At 59.7% G+C, this 20023-nt stretch carries 20 protein-coding genes and 1 tRNA gene; 14 read left to right on the top strand and 7 right to left on the bottom strand.

Annotation, left to right across the window (positions count from 1 at the left end; all coding sequences use genetic code 11):
* Positions 1-16 precede the first annotated feature (16 nt).
* From BN5935_RS02865 to BN5935_RS02855, 3 genes are all read right to left on the bottom strand, one after another.
* Positions 17-862 carry a prephenate dehydratase gene (locus tag BN5935_RS02865; RefSeq protein WP_064974765.1) on the bottom strand — a complete coding sequence of 282 codons (846 nt, stop codon included), beginning with the start codon at positions 860-862 and terminating at the stop codon, positions 17-19.
* 243 nt (positions 863-1105) lie between these two features.
* Entirely contained in the window at positions 1106-1858 is a 753-nt protein-coding gene (locus tag BN5935_RS02860; RefSeq protein ID WP_064974764.1) for a lipopolysaccharide kinase InaA family protein, read from the bottom strand.
* Positions 1859-1997: 139 nt separating this feature from the next.
* Positions 1998-2069, bottom strand: a tRNA-Thr gene (locus BN5935_RS02855).
* A gap of 113 nt (positions 2070-2182) precedes the next feature.
* On the opposite strand from BN5935_RS02855, the gene BN5935_RS02850 reads away from it, so the two are divergent.
* Genes BN5935_RS02850 through BN5935_RS02840 form a run of 3 tightly spaced genes read left to right on the top strand, consistent with a single transcriptional unit; the run spans position 2183 to position 4563 of the window.
* On the top strand, positions 2183-3133 hold the full coding sequence (locus BN5935_RS02850; RefSeq protein WP_064974763.1) for an NAD-dependent epimerase/dehydratase family protein: 951 nt from the start codon (positions 2183-2185) through the stop codon (positions 3131-3133).
* A 3-nt stretch (positions 3134-3136) separates the two neighbouring features.
* A complete protein-coding gene (locus BN5935_RS02845; RefSeq protein ID WP_064974762.1) occupies positions 3137-4114 on the top strand; it encodes an alpha/beta hydrolase in 978 nt (325 codons plus the stop codon).
* A 2-nt stretch (positions 4115-4116) separates the two neighbouring features.
* Positions 4117-4563: a hypothetical protein gene (locus BN5935_RS02840; RefSeq protein WP_235820990.1), complete on the top strand. Its 447-nt coding sequence runs from the start codon at positions 4117-4119 to the stop codon at positions 4561-4563.
* Positions 4564-4617: 54 nt separating this feature from the next.
* Here BN5935_RS02840 and BN5935_RS02835 read toward each other — a convergent pair whose 3' ends face one another.
* On the bottom strand, positions 4618-5610 hold the full coding sequence (locus BN5935_RS02835; protein WP_064974760.1) for a class II fructose-bisphosphate aldolase: 993 nt from the start codon (positions 5608-5610) through the stop codon (positions 4618-4620).
* A gap of 182 nt (positions 5611-5792) precedes the next feature.
* Here BN5935_RS02835 and BN5935_RS02830 point away from each other — a divergent pair, with 182 nt between their 5' ends.
* The 5 genes from BN5935_RS02830 (at position 5793) to BN5935_RS02810 (ending at position 12055) form a co-directional block, all read left to right on the top strand.
* Positions 5793-7406 carry a fumarate hydratase gene (locus tag BN5935_RS02830; protein WP_064974759.1) on the top strand — a complete coding sequence of 538 codons (1614 nt, stop codon included), beginning with the start codon at positions 5793-5795 and terminating at the stop codon, positions 7404-7406.
* A gap of 123 nt (positions 7407-7529) precedes the next feature.
* Entirely contained in the window at positions 7530-9404 is a 1875-nt protein-coding gene (locus BN5935_RS02825) for a BatD family protein (RefSeq protein ID WP_394330945.1), read from the top strand.
* A gap of 4 nt (positions 9405-9408) precedes the next feature.
* The gene (locus BN5935_RS02820) at positions 9409-10221 is read left to right on the top strand and encodes a tetratricopeptide repeat protein (RefSeq protein WP_064974757.1); all 813 of its coding nucleotides are present in this window, start codon (positions 9409-9411) and stop codon (positions 10219-10221) included.
* On the top strand, positions 10222-10818 hold the full coding sequence (gene recR, locus BN5935_RS02815; RefSeq protein ID WP_064974756.1) for a recombination mediator RecR: 597 nt from the start codon (positions 10222-10224) through the stop codon (positions 10816-10818).
* A 238-nt stretch (positions 10819-11056) separates the two neighbouring features.
* A complete protein-coding gene (locus BN5935_RS02810; RefSeq protein ID WP_064974755.1) occupies positions 11057-12055 on the top strand; it encodes a malate dehydrogenase in 999 nt (332 codons plus the stop codon).
* Between the two features lie 64 nt (positions 12056-12119).
* Here BN5935_RS02810 and BN5935_RS02805 read toward each other — a convergent pair whose 3' ends face one another.
* Complete coding sequence (locus tag BN5935_RS02805; RefSeq protein WP_064974754.1) at positions 12120-12548, bottom strand: META domain-containing protein; 429 nt, start codon at positions 12546-12548, stop codon at positions 12120-12122.
* A 145-nt stretch (positions 12549-12693) separates the two neighbouring features.
* Here BN5935_RS02805 and BN5935_RS02800 point away from each other — a divergent pair, with 145 nt between their 5' ends.
* The 4 genes from BN5935_RS02800 to BN5935_RS15470 all read left to right on the top strand — a co-directional run bounded on the left by BN5935_RS02800 (position 12694) and on the right by BN5935_RS15470 (position 17201).
* Positions 12694-13068 carry a RidA family protein gene (locus tag BN5935_RS02800; protein ID WP_064974753.1) on the top strand — a complete coding sequence of 125 codons (375 nt, stop codon included), beginning with the start codon at positions 12694-12696 and terminating at the stop codon, positions 13066-13068.
* A gap of 188 nt (positions 13069-13256) precedes the next feature.
* Positions 13257-15809: an adenosylcobalamin-dependent ribonucleoside-diphosphate reductase gene (locus BN5935_RS02795; RefSeq protein ID WP_064974752.1), complete on the top strand. Its 2553-nt coding sequence runs from the start codon at positions 13257-13259 to the stop codon at positions 15807-15809.
* A 181-nt stretch (positions 15810-15990) separates the two neighbouring features.
* The gene (locus BN5935_RS02790; protein ID WP_235820989.1) at positions 15991-16884 is read left to right on the top strand and encodes a hypothetical protein; all 894 of its coding nucleotides are present in this window, start codon (positions 15991-15993) and stop codon (positions 16882-16884) included.
* Between the two features lie 32 nt (positions 16885-16916).
* Complete coding sequence (locus BN5935_RS15470) at positions 16917-17201, top strand: OmpA family protein (protein WP_235820988.1); 285 nt, start codon at positions 16917-16919, stop codon at positions 17199-17201.
* A gap of 65 nt (positions 17202-17266) precedes the next feature.
* Here the strand turns inward: BN5935_RS15470 and BN5935_RS02785 are convergent, their stop codons facing one another.
* On the bottom strand, positions 17267-17539 hold the full coding sequence (locus BN5935_RS02785; protein ID WP_064974751.1) for a DciA family protein: 273 nt from the start codon (positions 17537-17539) through the stop codon (positions 17267-17269).
* 14 nt (positions 17540-17553) lie between these two features.
* Positions 17554-18678 (bottom strand): DNA replication/repair protein RecF, encoded by a 1125-nt coding sequence (gene recF, locus BN5935_RS02780; RefSeq protein ID WP_064974750.1) that lies wholly within the window; start codon positions 18676-18678, stop codon positions 17554-17556.
* 104 nt (positions 18679-18782) lie between these two features.
* Here recF and BN5935_RS02775 point away from each other — a divergent pair, with 104 nt between their 5' ends.
* Together BN5935_RS02775 and ribH are read left to right on the top strand one after the other, a co-directional pair.
* The gene (locus BN5935_RS02775) at positions 18783-19466 is read left to right on the top strand and encodes a tetratricopeptide repeat protein (RefSeq protein WP_064974749.1); all 684 of its coding nucleotides are present in this window, start codon (positions 18783-18785) and stop codon (positions 19464-19466) included.
* A gap of 13 nt (positions 19467-19479) precedes the next feature.
* Positions 19480-20010, top strand: coding sequence for a 6,7-dimethyl-8-ribityllumazine synthase (gene ribH / locus BN5935_RS02770; protein ID WP_010265297.1), 531 nt, complete (start codon positions 19480-19482; stop codon positions 20008-20010).
* The last annotated feature ends 13 nt before the right edge of the window (positions 20011-20023 follow it).

Below are 20023 nucleotides of genomic sequence, written 5' to 3'. Positions count from 1 at the left end.
TAGTTTTCGATTTGTCTTAAATTGCGGGGTTGGGGCATTCGGCGTATTCGCCCAGAATGCGGAAATCGCTGGTGAGGGGCCGGGCGGCATCGACGGCCTGCCGGTAGCGCACCGGGTCGTCGAACGTAACGTCGACGTAGAAGCGGTACTCCCATTCGCGCCCGATGATCGGCAGCGACTGTATTTTGGTGAGGTTGATGTCGTAGAACGAGAGGACGGTAAGCACTTTCGAGAGGCTTCCCTGCGTATGCGAAAGGGTGAACAGCAGCGAGGCTTTGTTCGTGTTGGCGGGGTCGGCGAAGGCGGCGGCGCGGCTTTCGTCGGCCAGAAGCAGGAAGCGCGTGAAGTTGTGTTTGTTGGTCTCGATTCCGCGGCTGAGGATTTCGAGCCCGTAGAGTTCCGCCGCGTCGGCGCCGCAGATGGCGGCCGTTCCTGCGAGGCGGCCCTCGGCGATCTCCCGGGCGCTGCCGGCGGTGTCGTCGCGTTCGACGATCTTCATCGCAGGATGGGCTTTGAGGAAGTCGCCGCACTGCATCAGGGCGATCGGGTGGGAGTGGACCTCGCCGATCTGGCCGAGCGTCTGTCCGGGCAGTGCGGCCAGCACATGCGAGATGCGGAGTTTCTGTTCGCCGATGATCCGTGCGCGGCTCTGCTGCAACAGTTCGTGGTTGGGGAGCAGACTGCCTGCGATGGTGTTCTCGATGGCCGCGATGCCCAGCAGGGAGGGGTTTGCCGCCATCCGGGCGAACAGCTCGTCGAAACTCAGGCAGGGGAGGATACCGATCTGCCGGTCGTTGAAGTAGCGGCGTGCTGCCGTTTCGTGGTAGCATCCTGCGATGCCCTGTATTGCGATCTGTTCCATAGTTTGGTTTGAAAAAGAAAAATCCCGCTCGGCCGAGCGGGATTTTCGTATCATCATTAATCTATATTCCTATTTCATACAGTTAATTGCACGCGACCCCGCTTTTTCCCTTGCTATAAAAGAAAAAGTAATAAAAATAGTATGCAAAACCGTATGCTCTCATGTCTCGATAGCGTTTATCATCGGCAAATGTAGCGAAATAATCCGTAAAACCAAACGCCGGGACTGTTTTTTTGCGGAAAATCAGCGTTTGCGGTGCTTGAAGCGCTTGCGCAGTTCCTTGCGGCGCCCGAAAGCGAGGCGGAAAAAGGTGCCTTGCAGCAGCGTGTCGTCGATGTTCCAGCCCCGGGCCTCGGCATAGCGGTCGAGGATGAAGAGGAACGCCACGGCGGGGCAGGAGAGCCGCCGCAGGTTGACCATGCAGACGCGGGGCCGCAGCGGCCGGTCGGCGAACCGCATGCGGTTGATGTCGATCAGTTGGAAGCAAATGGTGCCCGTCACCGTGTCGCGGCGCCAGAGGACGTTGCCGTGGTTGAAGTCGCGGTGCTCGATTCCCTGCTCGTGGAGCTGTACGGCGAAGCGGGCGAAGGCTTCCAGTACGGGCAGTGTTCCGGCCCCGGGGAAATGTTCGGTGGTCTGCGACAGCGGCGTGTAATCGGAGTAGCGCGAAACATAGTAGCTGTCGCGCAGCAAACCGTGATGGCGGTATTCGCTCCACGCGATGGGTTCGGGCGAGTCGACGCCCAGCGCCCGCAGCCGCACGGCGTGTTCGTAGGAGCGGCGGGCCTTGCTCCGGCGGAAAAAGGTGTAGATGAAGGCTTGGAACAGGTTCGGGCGGCGGAAACGCTTGACCACGATCCGTTCACCCCCGACATCGAAGGCCTTGATCGTGTTGCGTCCGGTATGCAGAACCTCGCCGCCGGCCCCGAACTGTTCGGGGAGGAGCTCCGTGAAACTCCGCAGGCGTTCCGAGGCGGGATTGACATGAATGCGCATGATAGGAAAAATTTATGCTGCAAAGTTACGCCCCCGGGGGTTACGCTGTTAGTCCTATTTGATTGCGAAGTTGTCCTGAAACGGAAAAGAGTACAAAACAAAAGCGGTAGTTCCGACGGAACCACCGCTTTCGATTTTGAGCTGTCACCGGGACTTGAACCCGGGACCTCTTCCTTACCAAGGAAGTGCTCTACCACTGAGCTATGACAGCAACTTCTCGCATTGAGTGGTGCAAAAGTACACAAGAAAAATGAAAAGACCAAAAATTTGTTCACATTTCACAATTATTTTCTATCTTTACTTCCGAATCATAATAAAATGCAAATGAAACGTATCCTGATAGTAGGCGCCGGAGGCCAGATCGGTTCCGAGCTGACAGTTTTTCTGCGCGGGATTTACGGCGGTGCGAACGTCGTGGCCACCGACATGCGTGAGTGCCGGACGCTGTCCGAGGACGGGCCTTTCGAGGTGCTGAACGCCCTCGACGCGACGGCCATGGCTTCGGTGGTGGCCCGTTACCACATCGATACGATCTTCAACCTCGTGGCCCTGCTGTCGGCCGTCGGCGAGCGCAATCCCCAGATGGCTTGGAACGTCAACATGGGGGCGCTCAACAACTCGCTCGAGGTGGCCCGCCAGCACCACTGCGCGCTGTTCACCCCATCGTCGATCGGTGCTTTCGGCCCCTCGTCGCCCAAGGATGGAACTCCGCAGGACACGATCATGCAGCCCACGACCATCTACGGCATCTGCAAGGTCACGGGCGAACTGCTCGGAAACTATTACCATCACAAATATGGTGTCGACACCCGTTCGGTGCGCTTCCCGGGCATCATTTCGAGCGTCACGCTGCCCGGCGGCGGTACGACGGACTATGCCGTGGAGATTTACTACGAGGCCATCCGCTCGGGAAAATTCACCTGCCCGGTGCCGTCCGACGTCTACATGGACATGATCTACATGCCCGACGCCCTGCGCGCCTGCGTCGAACTGATGGAGGCCGACCCCACGAAACTGATCCACCGCAACAGCTTCAACCTCGCCTCGATGAGCTTCACGCCGGAGATCATCTGCGCCGAGATCAAGAAGCGGCTGCCCGCGTTCACGATGGACTACAATGTCGACCCCGTGAAGAAGGAGATTGCCGAGAGCTGGCCCAATTCGCTGGACGACACCTGCGCCCGCAAGGAGTGGGGCTGGAAACCCGAGTGGGATCTTTCGCGCATGACCGACGACATGCTGGCGCACATCCGCACGAAACTTGCTGCGGAGTAAGCCATGAAACGCATCGTCCGGAGTCTTCTCCTCTTTTTACTGCTGTTGGCGGCCGCCCTTGTGGGAGGCGGTCTCTATATGCTCTCCTATTCGCTGACGCCCGACGCGACGATGGAGGCGAAAAATGCCTCCTCTTATAAATATATGTATGCCGAATACCCCTTCCTGCGACCGTGGGTCGACAGCCTCGAACGCACGGGGGCATTGCGCGATACGGTGATCCTCGGCGCGGAGGGCGAGCGGCTGCACGCGATGTATGCGGCGGCTCCCCGTCCGACGGACCGGACGGCGGTGATCGTCCACGGTTACACCGACAACGCCGTGCGGATGCTGATGATCGGCTATCTCTATAACCACGATCTGGGTTACAATATCCTGCTGCCGGACCTTTACTACCACGGGCAGAGCGAGGGCCGGGCCATCCGGATGGGGTGGAAGGATCGCCTCGACGTACTGCGGTGGATGGAGATCGCCAACGACATCTTCGGCGGCGATACGCGGATGGTGGTCCACGGCATCTCGATGGGCGCCGCGACGACGATGATGGTTTCGGGCGAGGAGCAGCGGCCCTATGTGAAATGCTTCGTCGAGGACTGCGGTTACACGAGCGTCCGGGATCAGTTCGCCAAGGAGTTGAAGGAGCAGTTCGGGCTGCCGGCCTTTCCGCTGCTCGATGTGGCGAGCTGGCTGTGCGATCTGAAATACGGCTGGAACTTCCGCGAGGCTTCGTCGCTGAAGCAGGTGGCGAAATGCCGGCTGCCGATGCTGTTCATCCACGGCGACGCCGACGGTTATGTCCCCACGCGGATGGTCTATCCGCTTTACGAGGCCAAGCCGGGCGAAAAGGAGCTGTGGGTGGTGCCGGGTGCCGCGCATGCCGTCGCTTACCGCGACAACCGCGAGGAGTACACACGCCGAGTGAAGGCTTTTGTGGAAAAGTACGTCGGCGGCGAGGCGGAGCAAACGAATGAAAATCGATGACTATGGAAGACTATAATTTGCAGCAGGCGCAGGCTTTCTACCGGATTCTGGAGGAGACTGTCGGAAAACTTCCGGCCGACGTGCGCGAAAAACTTTACCGGCCGAGTGCCGTCAATTGTGTGAAAGACGCCGTTCTGACGGAGCTCCGCAGGCAGTTCGAGGAGTGCGGCTGCGACCTCGACCGGCAGTATGCGAAATACAACCGCTCGGAGTACTTCTTTGCCGACATCGTCGAACCGGGACGGGTTTATGAGATCGGCTATCCCCGGTGCCTCTGTCCGCAGGTCGAGGCCGGATTCGTCAACGCCCCGACCCACTGCGAGTGCTCCCGCCAGAGCATCCTTTATGTCTACGGGGAGCTGATTCCCGACAAGACCGTCCGGGTGGAGACCCTCCGGACCGTTCTGGCGGGGGATTCGGAGTGCCGGTTCCGGGTGACTGTCGGATAGATAACAAAAAAACGGAGGTTTTCACCTCCGTTTTTTTGATTGGAATCCTTCGGATTAAGCCTTGCCGGCCGATCCGAGGACGTTCTCGCACTTGTGCTTGTAGAGCTTCTTCAGCTCGTCGCGGGCCGGACCCAGATACTTGCGGGGGTCGAACTCGGCGGGCTGGTCGACGAAGATCTTGCGCACGGCGGCGGTCATTGCCAGACGGCCGTCCGAGTCGATGTTGATCTTGCAGACGGCGCTCTTGGCGGCCTCGCGGAGCTGCTCCTCGGGAATACCTACGGCATCCTTCAGCGCACCGCCGTGGGTGTTGATGATGTGGACGTACTCCTGAGGCACCGACGACGATCCGTGCAGTACGATGGGGAAACCCGGGATCTGCTTCTCGATCTCCTTGAGGATGTCGAAACGCAAGGGGGGCGGAACCAGCACGCCTTCGGCGTTGCGGGTGCACTGCTCGGGCTTGAACTTGTTGGCGCCGTGCGAGGTGCCGATCGAGATGGCCAGCGAATCCACGCCGGTCTTCGATACGAAATCCACGACCTCCTCGGGACGCGTGTAGGTGTGGTGCTCGGCCGAAACCTCGTCCTCCACGCCTGCCAGTACGCCCAGCTCACCCTCGACCGTTACGTCGAACTGGTGTGCATAATCCACGACCTGCTTGGTGAGCGCCACGTTCTCGTCGTAGGGGAGGTGCGAACCGTCGATCATCACCGACGAGAAGCCCATGTCGATGCAGCTCTTGCAGAGCTCGAACGAGTTGCCGTGGTCGAGGTGCAGGACGATGGGAATGTTCTTGCCCAACTCCTTGGCATACTCGACGGCGCCTTGGGCCATGTAGCGCAGCAGGGTCTGGTTGGCGTATTTGCGTGCGCCTGCCGAAACCTGCAGGATCACGGGCGAGGAAGCCTCCACGCAGGCCTGAATGATGGCCTGCATCTGCTCCATGTTGTTGAAGTTGAATGCCGGGATGGCATAACCGCCTTTGATGGCCTTGGCGAACATGTCGCGCGTGTTCACGAGGCCCAGATCTTTGTACGATACCATAATATTAGAATGTTAGTGAAATTTGCTCTCAAAAAACCGTACAAATTTACTAAAAATTCTAAATAACGGACGCTTTTTGTGAAAAAAATAACAGCCGGCGGAAAATAGTTGCGCAATCCGGATTGTTTTTTGTACTTTTGCATGAATTATCCACCGCAAGCAAACAACAAACAAATACGATCATGGCAGAATTTATCTATCAGGAGCCGTTTCCGATTCAGGACGACAAAACCAAGTACCGTCTTTTGACCAAAGAGTATGTGAAAGTCGTGGAGTGCGACGGCCGCAAAATCCTCAAGGTCGATCCCAAGGGCCTCGAGTTGCTTTCGAAGGAGGCCTATGCCGACGTGTCGTTCTACCTGCGCGCCGCGCACCTCGAAAAACTGCGCCATATCCTCGAGGACCCCGAAGCCACCGACAACGACAAGTTCGTGGCCTACACGATGCTGCTGAATCAGGTCGTCTCGGCCGAAGGCGAGCTTCCGACCTGTCAGGACACCGGCACGGCCATCTGCATCGGTCACAAGGGCGAGGACGTCTGGACGGGCGCCGACGATGCCGAGTGCATCGCCCGGGGCGTTTACGAAACTTATAAGGATCGCAACCTGCGCTATTCGCAGGTGGTTCCCTTTACGATGACCGAGGAGAAGAACTCCGGCACGAACCTCCCGGCCCAGATCGACATCTACGGCGGCAAGCCCGGCATGGAGTACGAATTCCTCTTCATCACCAAGGGCGGCGGCTCGGCCAACAAGACGTTCCTCTACCAGCAGACCAAGGCGCTCTTGAACGAGGAGTCGCTCACGAAATTCATCCAGCAGCATATCTTCGACCTCGGTACGTCGGCCTGCCCGCCCTACCACCTCGCACTCTGCATCGGCGGCACATCGGCCGAGATGTGCCTCTCGACGGTGAAGAAGGCTTCGGCCGGTTACCTCGACGAACTGCCCACCTCGGGCAGTGAGGGCGGCCGCTGCTTCCGCGACCTCGAGTGGGAGGAGAAGGTGCTGAAAATCTGTCAGGAGAGCGGCGTCGGCGCCCAGTTCGGCGGCAAATATCTTGTGCACGACGTGCGCGTGATCCGCGCCCCGCGCCATGCGGCTTCGTGCCCCGTGGCCATCGGCGTCAGTTGCTCGGCCGACCGCAACATCAAGGCCAAGATCACGCCCGAGGGCATTTTCCTCGAGGAACTGGAGAAGAACCCCGCGCGCTTCCTGCCGAAGGAGGCTCCCGGCATGTCGCCGGCCGTGGACATCGACCTCGACGAGGGCATGGACAAGGTGCGTGCGATCCTGACGAAATACCCGATCAAGACGCGCCTGAACCTGCGCGGTACGCTGATCGTCGCCCGCGACATCGCACACGCCCGCATCAAGCAGATGCTCGACGAGGGCAAGCCGATGCCCGAGTACTTCAAGAAACACCCGGTCTACTACGCCGGTCCGGCCAAGACGCCGCAGGGCATGGCTTCGGGTTCGTTCGGCCCCACGACGGCCGGGCGCATGGACCCCTATGTGAACCTGTTCCAAGAGCACGGCGGTTCGCTGGTGATGGTGGCCAAGGGCAACCGCACGCAGCAGGTGACCGACGCCTGCAAGGCCCACGGAGGTTTCTATCTGGGTTCGATCGGCGGTCCCGCCGCGATTCTGGCGAAGAACTCCATCAAGTCGGTCGAGGTCGTCGACTTCCCCGAGCTGGGTATGGAGGCCGTGCGCAAGATCTACGTCGAGGACTTCCCCGCGTTCATCATCGTCGATGACAAGGGGAACGACTTCTTCGCCGATTTCAAGCACTAAAATAGGTCGGGATTTTGACCATGTACTGCTGGGACAGCCGGTACATGGAATATATGCGTAAAATCTGTTTGCATAGATACTAACAGGCAAAACTTTACGTTGTAAAACCGTACGAACGATTTTATGGCAAGCTCAATGAGAGGTTTTTTTACGAAAATATCCCTGACGGCACTTCTCGTGCTGGCGGTCTTCTCGGCATACGCTGCCGAGAAGGTTACTTTTGAGGCCAATTCGCCCCTGACGGTCGCCGCCGGTGAGCCGTTCCGCGTGGAGTTCGCGCTGAACGCCAAACCCGACGACGATACTTTCAAGGCGCCTTCGTTCGAGGGGTTCGATGTGCTGGCCGGACCTGCCATTTCGCAGGGTTCGTCGGTCCAGATCGTCAACGGCTCGATGACCAAGAGCGTCAGCTATACCTACACCTTCGTGCTGCTGCCGCAGGCTGCGGGCAACGTGACCGTCGGGGCTGCGGAGGTCAGGGTCGACGGTACGACTTACCGGACCCGGCCGCTGCCCGTCGAGATCGTGAACGAGGGCGAAGGCTCCCGGGCGCAGCAACAGCAGGGCGGCTCGCGCCGTCCAGACGATGCGCAGGGCGACGCCCAGAGTCAGATCGGCAAGGACGACATCCTGCTGCGGGCCGTCGTGTCGCGCTCGTCGGTCTACAAGAACGAACCGCTGCATGTGGCTTTCAAACTCTACACCCGCGTCCCCTATGTGAACCTTGTGCCCGAATCGGCTCCTTCGTTCAACGGCTTCTGGTCGCAGGATCTGAGCGATCCCAATGGGGCCCGCGTGGGGCGTGAAACCTACAACGGCAAGGTCTACGAGACGCGCGTGCTGTACGACTACCTGCTCTATCCGCAGCAGGTGGGGACGCTCTCGATCGACCCCGTGGAGATGACCGTCGTGGCGCAGGTCGTGGTGCAGAGCCGCAATGCCGATCCCTTCTTCGGGAGCGGCCGCGAGGTCTTCAACGTGCCCCGCAAGGTGCAGAGCCAGCGGGCCTCGGTCAGCGTGAAAGCGCTCCCGGCGGGTGCTCCGGCCAGCTTCAGCGGTGCCGTGGGCAACTTTACGATGGATGCCCAGTTCCCCTCGGAACGCATCGCGGCCAACTCGGGCGCGACCGTTACGGTGAAGATTTCCGGCACGGGCAACCTCACTTTCGTGCAGGCTCCGAAACTGCCGCTCCCGACCTCGTTCGAGCAGTATAACGTCAAAACCACCGAGTCGATCAATGCCTCGTCGTCGGGCATCTCCGGCTACCGTCAGTTCGAATATCCCTTCATTGCGCGCGCCGAAGGCACTTACGACCTCGAGCCCGTCGAGTTCACCTTCTTCGATCCCCAGCGGATGCAGTATGTGACGCTGAAGTCGAAGCCGCTGACGCTCGAGATCACGCCCGATACCCGCGGCGGCGGCAGCGGCGATGCGGTGGTGATGCAGGGCCGCGGCATGTCGAAGGAGGAGGTCAAACTGCTGGGGCAGGACATCCGCTTCATCAAGCTGGGCGGGGCGCAGTTGCGCTCGGAGCGGGTGCCGTTCATCTTCAGCGCGGCTTACTGGATTCTGCTGGTAGGCGTCCTCGTGCTGTTCGCCATGATCTACATCGCCCTGCGGAGGCAGATCCGCGAATCGCAGAATGTCGCCCTCGTGCGCGGCAAGCGGGCCAACAAGGTCGCCGTGCAGCGCTTCCGCGCCGCCAAGCGTTATATGGAGGAGCAGAACCGCCACGCCTTTTACGAGGAGATGCTGCGGGCGCTGTGGGGCTACATGAGTGACAAGTTCAACATTCCGGTGGCCAACCTTACGAAAGAAAATGTCCGCGAGGAGCTGCACAAGCGCGGCGTTTCGTCCGAGGATTCGCAGCGGTTCACGGCCATCATCACCCAGTGCGACGAGGCGCAGTACTCGCCCGTGGAGTCGGCCCGCATGGGCGACGTCTATTCCGAGGGTGTGAACCTGATCTCGCGCATCGAGTCGGTGATAAAACGATAGTGTTATGAAGCGACTGATTATATTCCTGATCCTGACGTTCGGCATTCTCTGCGCGCGTGCGCAGGAGGGTGCCGACAGCGCGGCGCAGCCCGCTCCCGCCGTGCAGCCCGCTGCGGAGGCTTCGCCCGAGCAGTTGTGGGACCGCGCCAACACGGCCTATATCAACGGTGATTTCCACACCGCGACGGAGGTTTACGAACAGATTCTCTTGCGCGGGCTCACCTCCGTGAAACTCTACTACAATCTGGCCAACTCCTATTTCAAAGAGGGACAGTTGGGCAAATCCATTCTCTTTTACCACCGGGCCCTGCGGCTGGCTCCGGGCAACGACGACATCCGCTACAACCTGAGTGTCGCCGAAGCCCGCACGAAGGACAATATCGAGCAGATTCCCGAATTCTTCCTCACGGAGTGGATGCGCGACGTGCGCCATACGATGAGCTGCACGGCGTGGAGCATCTTCTCGCTCGCGGCGCTGGTCTGCGCTCTGGCGCTGTTTCTGGCCTATTTGCTGGCACAGCGTTTGCCGTTGCGCAAGACGGGCTTCTACGGGACGCTCATCGCCGTGGCGGTGTTCATGCTCACGAGCTGGTTCGCCATGGGCGAGCGGCGCGAGATGCTGGACGACACGCAGGCCGTGGTGATGTCGCTCTCGACGGCCGTGAAGAGTTCGCCCGACAAGTCGGCGACGGATCTCTTCGTGCTGCACGAGGGTACGCTCGTCGAGATCACCGACCGCCTCGACAACTGGTGCGAAGTGACCATTGCCGACGGCAAGAAAGGGTGGCTCGAGTGTAAAACGATCGAAACGATTTAAATGTCGAAACTTTTACAGGACGTCGTCGGCGAGCTTTCGAAGCTCCCGGGCGTGGGACGCCGCACGGCGCTGCGTCTGGCCATCCATATCCTGCGCATGGAGCGGGATTCGGTGGCTGAGATGACCGCCAGCATCGACCGCTTCCGCAACGAGGTGAAGTACTGTTCGCAGTGCAACAACCTCTCCGACGAGGACATCTGCCCGATTTGCGCCGACCGCGAACGGGACCATGCGACGATCTGCGTCGTGGAGCAGGTCGCCGACGTGCTTTCGGTCGAGAATACGCGCCAGTACCGGGGCATGTACCATGTGCTGGGCGGGGTGATCTCGCCGATGCAGGGTATCTCGCCCTCGGACCTGAAGATCGACCTGCTGTGCGAACGCATCGCCCGCGGCGGGGTGAAGGAGGTGATCGTCGCCATCTCGACCTCGGTCGAGGGAGAGACGACGCTCTTCTACCTGATGAACCGCCTGCGGCAGTTTCCCGAACTGAAAGTTACCTCCATCGCCCGGGGCATCGGCTTCGGCGACGAGCTGGAATACGTCGACGAACTGACGATCACCCACGCCCTGCTCAACCGCCGGGAGATCGAATAGCCCGCCCGCTTAAGAAGCGGTTTTTTGAGGGCGATGGCCCAGTTTCGGGGTATTCGTTCCGATATTGCGCCTGAACCGAATTTGGGTAGTAATTTCGGGTGCGTTGCGACAAGTCCCCTCCGAGGAGGGGATTTAGGGGAGGGGCAGACTTGTAAACGACGCCGAAGGCGGCGATTACAGGCGTCAGAGTAGTAATGCCGTGCAAATAAGCAGAAAAGGTTTTTAAAAACAGGAACATATGGATTTTGTAACGAACGAGAAACTCACCATCGTGGGTGCGGCCGGCATGATCGGCTCGAACATGGCTCAGACGGCGCTGATGATGCGCCTGACGCCCAACATTTGCCTGTACGATCCCTACGGACCGGCGCTGGAGGGCGTGGCCGAGGAACTTTTCCACTGCGCCTTCGAGGGGGTGAACATCACCTTTACGACTGACATTAAAGAGGCCCTGACCGATGCCGCCTATGTGGTTTCGTCGGGAGGTGCGGCCCGCAAGGCGGGCATGACGCGCGAGGACCTGCTGAAAGGCAATGCCGAGATCGCCGCCCAGTTCGGCAAGGACATCAAGGCTTACTGTCCGGATGTGAAGCACGTTGTGGTGGTCTTCAACCCGGCCGACATCACGGGCCTCATCACGCTGATCTACGCGGGGCTGAAACCTTCGCAGGTTTCGACCCTCGCGGCGCTGGACTCCACGCGCCTGCGTTCGGAGCTGGCCAAGTACTTCAAAATCTCGCCCGATGAAATCCGCAACTGCCGTACCTACGGCGGCCACGGCGAGCAGATGGCGGTCTTCGCTTCGACGACGCTCGTCGCCGGACGGCCCCTTTCGGAGCTGATCGGCAAGGAGATGCCCGAAGGCGACTGGGCCGACCTGCAGCAGCGGGTGATTCAGGGCGGCAAGCATATCATCGACCTGCGCGGCCGTTCGTCGTTCCAGAGTCCGGCCTACCTCTCGATCTGCATGATCGCGGCGGCCATGGGCGGCAAGCCGTTCGGCTATCCCGCCGGCGTGTTCGTGCATAACGACGAGTTCAGGCATATCCTGATGGCGATGGAGACCTCCATCACGAAGGAGGGCGTTGCGTACAAGAACGTGCAGGGCACGGCTGCGGAGCACAAGAAACTCACGGAGAGCTACGAGCACCTGTGCAAACTGCGCGACGAGGTGATCTCGATGGGCATCCTGCCTGCCGTGGACGAGTGGGGACGCCTGAATCCGAATCTGCGGTAATCAGCGGTTGGAAAACAAAAATCCCGGAGTACGAAAGCTCCGGGATTTTTGTTGGTTCGTTCTATTAAGGTTTCGCCTGAAAGACGGCCTTTAATTCGCCGTTGCTCAGCAACAGCAGCATCGGACCGTCCATATCGTAGTGGGTCGTCGCTTCGAGCGCCTGCGTGAATGCGTGCTCCAGCTCCATGCCGGGGCAGGCCATCATCGTTGAGGCGATCGGTCCCAGTTTCAGCGTGCGTTTGTCGTCGGTCTTGTAGATACCCGTCAGGCGGTTGCAGGCTCCGACGCCCGTCAGGCGGTTGCCTTCGGCCAGCAGCGTGAGGGTGAATTTGTCCTTTTCGGGGCTGACGGTCTCTCCGCCGAGCTGGATCAACTGCCACTGGGTGCCCACGAGCGGGCGGCGGGTCTTTTTCTGGTAGGCGCGGCAGTTGCAGCAACCGGCGATAAGTGTCCCGGCGACAGCGACAACCGCAATTCTGAGTAAAATCTTCATCTGATTTTCGTTTGTTCGTTACTGCAAATATAGGGAATTAATCGTATCTTTGGTGTCGCAACGACACTTTTATGGGTCGGGGAACGCTGTGGGGCCGGATGCGGTCCGGTTTTGCGTCTGCCCGGCTTTTAAACCTTTATACCGTATGAAAAATATCATCGCATCGCCCCATGCGCCCAAAGCCGTGGGACCCTATTCACAGGCCGTGGAGGCCGGCGGCGCGCTCTATGTCTCGGGACAGCTCCCGATCGACGCCGCAACGGGCCGGATGGCCGAAGGCATCGAAGCCCAGACGCGCCGGTCGCTCACCAACCTCGGCCATATCCTCCGCGAAGGGGGATACGATTATTCCGACGTGGTGAAAACCACTGTCCTGTTGCAGTCCATCGGTGATTTCGCCGCCATGAACGCCGTCTATGCCGAGTTCTTCACGGCGGAGATGCCCGCGCGCATGTGCTACGAGGTCGCGGCGCTGCCGATGGGCGCGCTGGTCGAGATCGACGCCGTGGCGGTGAAATAGCTTCCGCGGACAATCCGAAGGTGCGTCCCGGATGCCTGGGGCGCGCCTTTTTGTCTTTTGTAAATAATTTGTGGATAAAATAGGTCCCTGCCGTTGGTTTTTTATTGGGAAAAGCCGCAATTTTGTAAAACCGGGGTTCCCCGGCCGGGACGCTGAAAATCGAGATAATAGATAAGAATAAAGTAGTTATGTCAAAAGCCACCAAAGCTGAGGCTCCGCAGAAGGTCAATTACAACGACGCGGTTGCCGAGTCGAAAGTCTATTTCGACGGAGACGATCTTGCCGCCACGGTGTGGGTCAGCAAGTACGCCCTCAAGGACTCTTTCGGAAACATTTACGAGAAATCGCCGCGCGAGATGCACGAACGCATCGCCGGCGAGATCGCCCGTATCGAGAAAAAATACCCCAATCCGCTGTCGAAGGAGGAGGCGTTCGAGCTGCTCGACCATTTCCGCTATGTCATTCCGCAGGGCGGACCGATGACCGGCATCGGCAACAATTTTCAGGTGGCGTCGCTGTCGAATTGTTTCGTGATCGGCCACAAGAATCCCGCCGACTCCTACGGCGGCATCTTCCGCATGGACGAGGAGCAGGTGCAACTGATGAAACGGCGCGGCGGCGTGGGTCACGACCTTTCGCACATCCGTCCCACGGGCAGCCCGGTGCTCAACTCGGCGCTCACGTCGACGGGTATCGTGCCCTTCATGGAGCGTTATTCGAACTCCACGCGCGAGGTGGCGCAGGACGGCCGGCGCGGTGCGCTGATGCTGTCGCTGTCGATCAAGCATCCCGACGCCGAGCGGTTCATCGACGCCAAGGTCGACACGGGCAAGGTGACGGGCGCCAACGTCTCGATCAAGATCGACGACGAATTCATGCGTGCGGCGCTCGCCGGCAAGAAATACCACCAGCAGTTCCCGATCAAGTCGGACGCTCCCAAGTACGAACAGGATATCGACGCCAAGAAACTCTGGGAGAAGATCATCCACAACGCGTGGAAATCGGCCGAACCGGGCGTGCTGTTCTGGGATACGATCATCCGCGAGAGTATTCCCGACTGCTATGCCGACGAGGGCTTCACGACGGTTTCGACCAACCCCTGCGGCGAGATTCCGCTCTGCCCCTACGACTCGTGCCGCCTGTTGGCCATGAACCTGCTGAGCTATGTGGAGAATCCCTTCAAGGCCGATGCGAAGTTCGATTTCGACAAATTCCGCAGCCACGTCTACAAGGCGATGCACATGATGGACGACATCATCGACCTTGAGTTGGAGAAAGTCGAGCTGATTATCGAGAAGATCGCCGACGACCCCGAGGATATGGACGTGCGCCGCGTGGAGCTGGAGCTGTGGAAGAAGATCCGCGAGATGGCCCAAAAGGGTCGCCGCACGGGCCTCGGCATCACGGCCGAGGGCGACATGCTCGCCGCTCTGGGGCTGCGCTACGGGACGCAGGAGGCTACGGATTTCGCCGTCGAGGTGCAGAAAGCCCTCGCGCTGGCGGCTTACGGGGCCTCGGTGAAGATGGCCGCCGAGCGCGGAGCCTTCCCGCTCTACGACGCCGCCAAGGAGGCGAACAACCCGATGATCGCCCGCATCCGCGAAGCCGATCCGGCGCTCTATGAGGAGATGACGAAGGTCGGCCGCCGCAACATCGCCATGCTGACCATCGCCCCGACGGGCACCACGTCGCTCATGTCGCAGACCACGTCGGGCATCGAGCCGGTGTTCCGCACGGTCTACAAACGCCGCCGCAAGATCAACCCCTCGGATGTGGACACCCATGTCGACTACGAGGACGAAACGGGCGAAAAGTTTCAGGAGTACAACGTCTACCACCACAATTTCGTCAAGTGGCTGGAGGCGAACGGATACGATACGTCGAAACTCTCGACGATTTCCGACGCCGAGCTGGACAAGTGGGTCGCTGCGTCGCCTTACCACGGCGCCACGGCCAACGACATCGACTGGGTGGCCAAGGTGAAGATGCAGGGCGCCATCCAGAAGTGGGTCGACCACTCGATCTCGGTGACGGTGAATCTGCCGAACAACGTCTCGGAGGCGTTGGTGGCCGATGTTTACCGCACGGCGTGGGAGTGCGGCTGCAAGGGCGTCACGGTCTACCGCGACGGCTGCCGCGACGGCGTGCTGCTGGAGAAGAACTCCAAGAACAAGAAGAAGTGCGAGGAGCATCCCGGCGAGGTGCAGAAGCGTCCGAAGTCCATTCCCGCCGACATCGTGCGGTTCAAGAACGGCACGGAGGACTGGATCGCTTTCGTGGGCCTGCAGGACGGGCGTCCCTACGAGGTCTTCACGGGTAAGATCGAGGAGGATGCCATGTATATCCCGCCGAAGATCAAGAAAGGCTTTATTATAAAAGTGCGCGAGGAGGACGGCACGAAACGCTACGACTTCCAGTACACCGACCGTTACGGCTATACGAACACCATCGGCGGCATTTCGCGCCTGTTCAACGAGGAGTTCTGGAACTATGCGAAGCTGATCTCGGGCGTGCTGCGCCACGGTATGCCCATCGAGAAGACCGTGTCGCTGATCGAGTCCCTGCATCTGGACAGCGAGTCGATCAACACTTGGAAGACGGGTGTCTGCCGCGCGCTGAAACAGTATATCGTCGACGGCACGAAATCCAAGGGCAAATGCCCGAGCTGCGGACAGGAGAACATGGCCTACCAGAACGGGTGTCTGACCTGTATGTCGTGCGGCTATTCCAAGTGCGGATGATGTAGCGTTAAACGTCTGATTCGATATTCTTAAAAGGCCGGAAAAGATTGCTTTTCCGGTCTTTTGGGTCTGAAAACGCTCTTTGTGTGTACTTTTTTGCTGAAAGTGAACGGTTTTTGCGATAAATGATGTACATTTACGTCCGAAACTCGAAATGTATTACCTTAAATAAGAGTACACTATGAAGAGAATTTTTCTAACTTTCCTGATCGCGGCCTTTGCCTCGGCCGCGTGGGCGCAAGACACACCTAAGAAGCCGAGTTTCTCGGGGTTCGTTTCCAACGGATTCTGGGACAACTGGGAAATCTCGGTCGGCGCGGGAGCCGGTACGGCTTTCAGCAACGGCAGCAACCTCAAATCCTTGGGCGACCGCATCGGTTTCGAGGGCAACTTCTCACTCACGAAGTGGGTGCATCCCGTCGTCGGTCTCCGGGCACAGTTGCAGGGCGGCTGGTTCAACAACTACGACGTCGAAATGGGTAAGATGGAGTGGCCGTACATGTTCGTCCACACGGACCTGATGCTCAATGTCTCGAACTGGATCGGCGGCTACCGGGAGGACCGTGCATGGTATGCCGTGCCGTTCGTCGGATTCGGCTACATGGCCTCGAACTTTACGGACAAGAGCCAGCGCGATTACGGCGCCAGTACCAATCAGGAATTGGCCTTTTCGTATGGCCTGCTCAGCAAGTTCCGCCTCTCGCCGGCGTTCGATTTCAACATCGAGCTCAAAGGCCTGCTCAGCAAATCGGAACTCTGCCCCGCGCAGATGAACGGGCAGTATCTCGTCGGACTTTCGGCTACGGCCGGCCTGACCTACCGCTTCAACCAGCGCGGCTGGCAGCGCGGCGTGCCGGGCTATACGGCCGCCGATATTCAGGCTTTCCAAGATGCCGTGGCTGCAAGCATGGCCGCATCGGCCGCCCTCGAGGCGCAGAATGCCCAGCTCGCGCAGCAGCTTGAGGATGCCGAGGCTGCCGCTGCCGCCGCCAAGGCCCCAAGGCCGCTGCGGACGCCGCCGCTGCCAAGGCTGCCGCCGATGCCGCAGCCGCAGCCCGGAACGCCAACACGCTGAGCCCCTATTCGATCGTCTTCTACGACTACAGCATGTCGAAGCTCACGAGCAAGGACAAGACCCGTCTCGAGCTGATGGCCGACGTCATCAAGGACGGCCCGAAGGACCGCGTTTACACCATCGTGGGCCATGCCGACCAGCAGACGGGCACCTCCGCCGGCAACCGCCGCGTCGCCGACAACCGGGCCAAGAACGTCTACGACTTCCTCGTGAAGTGCGGCGTGAACCCCAAGCAGTTGACCTACGAAGGCAAGGGCAACGAGCAGGATATCTACAAGAACAACCAGAAGGCCAACCGCGCCGTGATCATCAAATAGCTCCGGAACGGTCCATAAATGAAGATGCCCCTCCGAGAGGGGCATCTTTTATTTTCAGTAGGGTTTTAGCGGATGATTACGGCATTGACCAGCCGGACCCCCGAGCGGCGGTTGATCTCCTCCCGGAGCGCCTCGCGCTGGTAGAAGAGTTCCGAGCGCAGCACGCTCGACTGGATGCGCACATAGAGGATGTGCTTTTCGAGCCGCAGCTCGGTGGTGACCTCCGCGGCGCGGTCGCCGACGACCGCGCGCCATGTGTCGGGCAGTTTGCCCTCGGCGACCTTGGCGGCGATATAGGGGCGTTTGAAAAACTCTTCCAGCAGGTCGCCCATCAGCATCGTTTTGGTCCGTCTCATGATTCCGGGTCGTTGGGTTCCGCGGCCGTCCGCTCCTGCGTCACGGTGCCGTCGGCCACCGAGAAGAGGGTGTAGTCGCCGCCCGCCTTGTCGAGGATCGTTTTCAGGCGCGTGGGGTTGCAGTCGGTAATCAGTATCTGTCCGAAGGCGTCGTCCGAAACCAGCCGGATCAGTTGTTCGACGCGCCCGGCGTCCAGCTTGTCGAACAGGTCGTCCAGCAGCAGGATGGGGCGTTCGCCCTTCGCTTCGGCGACGATGGTGTACTGCGCCAGTTTGAGGGCGATAAGGAACGATTTCTGCTGTCCCTGCGAACCGTATTTGCGCAGGGGGTAACCGCCGATCCGGAGCACCAGATCGTCGCGGTGAATACCTGCGGTGGTAAATTCGTTGACGAGGTCTTTCTGCCGGGCGGCCAGCAGCACCTCCTCGAAAGGCCGTTCGTTCAGTTCCGACTTGTAGTGGAGTTCGACCTGCTCGCGGTCGCCCGAAAGGATGCGGTAATACTCCGCCGCCACGGGCTGCAACCGCTCGGCGAACTCCTGCCGGCGGGCGTGGATGGCCTTGCCGTGCTCGCACAACTGCATGTCGTAAATCTGGAGCATCGTTTCGTCGGGGTGGGTTTTCAACAGGCGGTTGCGTTCGGCCAGCACGGTGTTGTAGCGCATCACCGAGTTGAGGTAGGCGCGGTCCAACTGCGAAATGAAGGCGTTGAGGTAGCGGCGCCGCTCGTCTGCGGCGTCCGAGATCAGCGCGCTGTCCGCCGGCGAGACGATCACCGCGGGGATCAGCCCCACATGATCCGACAGCCGGTCGTACTCCTTGCCGTTGCGCTTGAGGACCTTGCCGCCCTTGCGCGAAAATGAGCACACCACGCCCTCGCTCTTGCCCGCGTCGGTGGCGTACTGCCCCTCCACGAGGAAGAAATCGGCCCCGTGGCGGATGCTCTGCGTGTCGGTCATTTGCAGCGACGACTTGCACATCGACAGGTAGTAGACCGCATCCACGACGTTGGTCTTGCCCGCGCCGTTGTCTCCCACCAGACAGTTGATGCCAGGGCAGAGCGCGAGCTCCTCTTGGGTCATGTTTTTGAAATTCAGCAGCGCTATTTTCTTCAGATGCATAGGACAAAAGTACAAAAAATCCCGACACGACATTGCACATTGTGAATAGTTTTGTATCTTTGCCATCTACTATGCGAATTATAAACTAAAACTCAATAAGTAATATGGCAAAGCAGAACGTCGCCGAACAGGAAACCCTCGGCGAAGCAATGAACAGAACGGAGCTCTTTTTCGAGAAGAACGGCCGGATGATGGGGTATATCTTCCTCGGCCTGCTCGTTCTCGCCGCCCTCGTTTTCGGCTACCGCGCGCTGATCGTTCAGCCGCGCATCGATAAGGCCGCCGAGATGATCTCCGAAGCACAGGTACGTTTCGAAGGTGAGAACCCCGATTTCGAGCTGGCGCTGCTGGGCGACGCCAACGGTGCGGGTTTCCTCGACGTGGTCGACAAATACGGTTCCACGCCCTCGGGCAATCTGGCCAAGCACTATGCGGGTATCTGCTACCTGCGCACGGGCGATCTGGAGAACGCCGCGAAATACCTCGCCAAGTTCTCCCACCTGAAAGGCATCCCCGGAGCGCTTATCAACGCGCAGAACTACGGTTTGCAGGGCGACATCGCCGTCGATCAGCAGGACTATGCCAAGGCTGTGAAGTTCTACGAGAAGGCCGTGAAGGCCGCCGACAACAACCTGACGGCCCCGATGTACCTGCGCAAGGCGGGCCTTGCCGAGCAGGCCATGGGCAATGCACAGAAGGCCGCGGCTTTCTACGAGCGGATCCTGACCTCGTACCCCGCCTCGATGGAGGCCCGGGAGGCTGAAAAACTGCTCGGCAGCGTAAAATAAGCGGAGGAAGACGATGGCGACCAAGAATCACAATCTTTCCAAATTCGACTCACCCCTGCCTTCGGCCGCGGACATGCGGTTCGGTATCGTCGTGGCCGAGTGGAACCGCGAGGTCACCGAAGCGTTGCTGGAGGGGGCCGTGCGTACGCTGCGTGCCGCGGGATGCCCCGACATGAACATCCAGATCAAGTATGTTCCCGGCACGTTCGAGCTCTCGCTCGGCGTCCAGTTCTTCGCGGAATACACCGATGTCGACGCCGTTATCGCCCTCGGATGCGTTATTCAGGGCGACACGCGCCATTTCGACTTCATCTGTCAGGGCGTGACGCAGGGCATCACGCAGTTGCAGATCCAGTGGAACATGCCCATTGCCTTCGGCGTGCTGACGGTCAACGACATGCAGCAGGCCCTCGACCGCTGCGGCGGCCGCCACGGCAACAAGGGTGACGAAGCGGCTGCCACGGCCATCAACATGGTCAAGTTGCAGATCGACATGGAGGCGGCTTCGCCCGACCATGAACCCGACCGCCGCAATATCAACTGATTTCCGATGACTG

The organism is Alistipes provencensis, assembly GCF_900083545.1.
GTDB lineage: Bacteria > Bacteroidota > Bacteroidia > Bacteroidales > Rikenellaceae > Alistipes > Alistipes provencensis.
This window is presented reverse-complemented; position numbering and strand designations above follow the sequence as displayed.

Bases quoted from the DNA above. Each gene is read 5' to 3' on its own strand.
- BN5935_RS02865 (WP_064974765.1), bottom strand. From the start codon at position 862: ATGGAACAGATCGCAATACAGGGCATCGCAGGATGCTACCACGAAACG.
- BN5935_RS02860 (WP_064974764.1), bottom strand. From the start codon at position 1,858: ATGCGCATTCATGTCAATCCCGCCTCGGAACGCCTGCGGAGTTTCACG.
- BN5935_RS02850 (WP_064974763.1), top strand. From the start codon at position 2,183: ATGAAACGTATCCTGATAGTAGGCGCCGGAGGCCAGATCGGTTCCGAG.
- BN5935_RS02845 (WP_064974762.1), top strand. From the start codon at position 3,137: ATGAAACGCATCGTCCGGAGTCTTCTCCTCTTTTTACTGCTGTTGGCG.
- BN5935_RS02840 (WP_235820990.1), top strand. From the start codon at position 4,117: ATGGAAGACTATAATTTGCAGCAGGCGCAGGCTTTCTACCGGATTCTG.
- BN5935_RS02835 (WP_064974760.1), bottom strand. From the start codon at position 5,610: ATGGTATCGTACAAAGATCTGGGCCTCGTGAACACGCGCGACATGTTC.
- BN5935_RS02830 (WP_064974759.1), top strand. From the start codon at position 5,793: ATGGCAGAATTTATCTATCAGGAGCCGTTTCCGATTCAGGACGACAAA.
- BN5935_RS02825 (WP_394330945.1), top strand. From the start codon at position 7,530: ATGGCAAGCTCAATGAGAGGTTTTTTTACGAAAATATCCCTGACGGCA.
- BN5935_RS02820 (WP_064974757.1), top strand. From the start codon at position 9,409: ATGAAGCGACTGATTATATTCCTGATCCTGACGTTCGGCATTCTCTGC.
- recR (WP_064974756.1), top strand. From the start codon at position 10,222: ATGTCGAAACTTTTACAGGACGTCGTCGGCGAGCTTTCGAAGCTCCCG.
- BN5935_RS02810 (WP_064974755.1), top strand. From the start codon at position 11,057: ATGGATTTTGTAACGAACGAGAAACTCACCATCGTGGGTGCGGCCGGC.
- BN5935_RS02805 (WP_064974754.1), bottom strand. From the start codon at position 12,548: ATGAAGATTTTACTCAGAATTGCGGTTGTCGCTGTCGCCGGGACACTT.
- BN5935_RS02800 (WP_064974753.1), top strand. From the start codon at position 12,694: ATGAAAAATATCATCGCATCGCCCCATGCGCCCAAAGCCGTGGGACCC.
- BN5935_RS02795 (WP_064974752.1), top strand. From the start codon at position 13,257: ATGTCAAAAGCCACCAAAGCTGAGGCTCCGCAGAAGGTCAATTACAAC.
- BN5935_RS02790 (WP_235820989.1), top strand. From the start codon at position 15,991: ATGAAGAGAATTTTTCTAACTTTCCTGATCGCGGCCTTTGCCTCGGCC.
- BN5935_RS15470 (WP_235820988.1), top strand. From the start codon at position 16,917: ATGTCGAAGCTCACGAGCAAGGACAAGACCCGTCTCGAGCTGATGGCC.
- BN5935_RS02785 (WP_064974751.1), bottom strand. From the start codon at position 17,539: ATGCTGATGGGCGACCTGCTGGAAGAGTTTTTCAAACGCCCCTATATC.
- recF (WP_064974750.1), bottom strand. From the start codon at position 18,678: ATGCATCTGAAGAAAATAGCGCTGCTGAATTTCAAAAACATGACCCAA.
- BN5935_RS02775 (WP_064974749.1), top strand. From the start codon at position 18,783: ATGGCAAAGCAGAACGTCGCCGAACAGGAAACCCTCGGCGAAGCAATG.
- ribH (WP_010265297.1), top strand. From the start codon at position 19,480: ATGGCGACCAAGAATCACAATCTTTCCAAATTCGACTCACCCCTGCCT.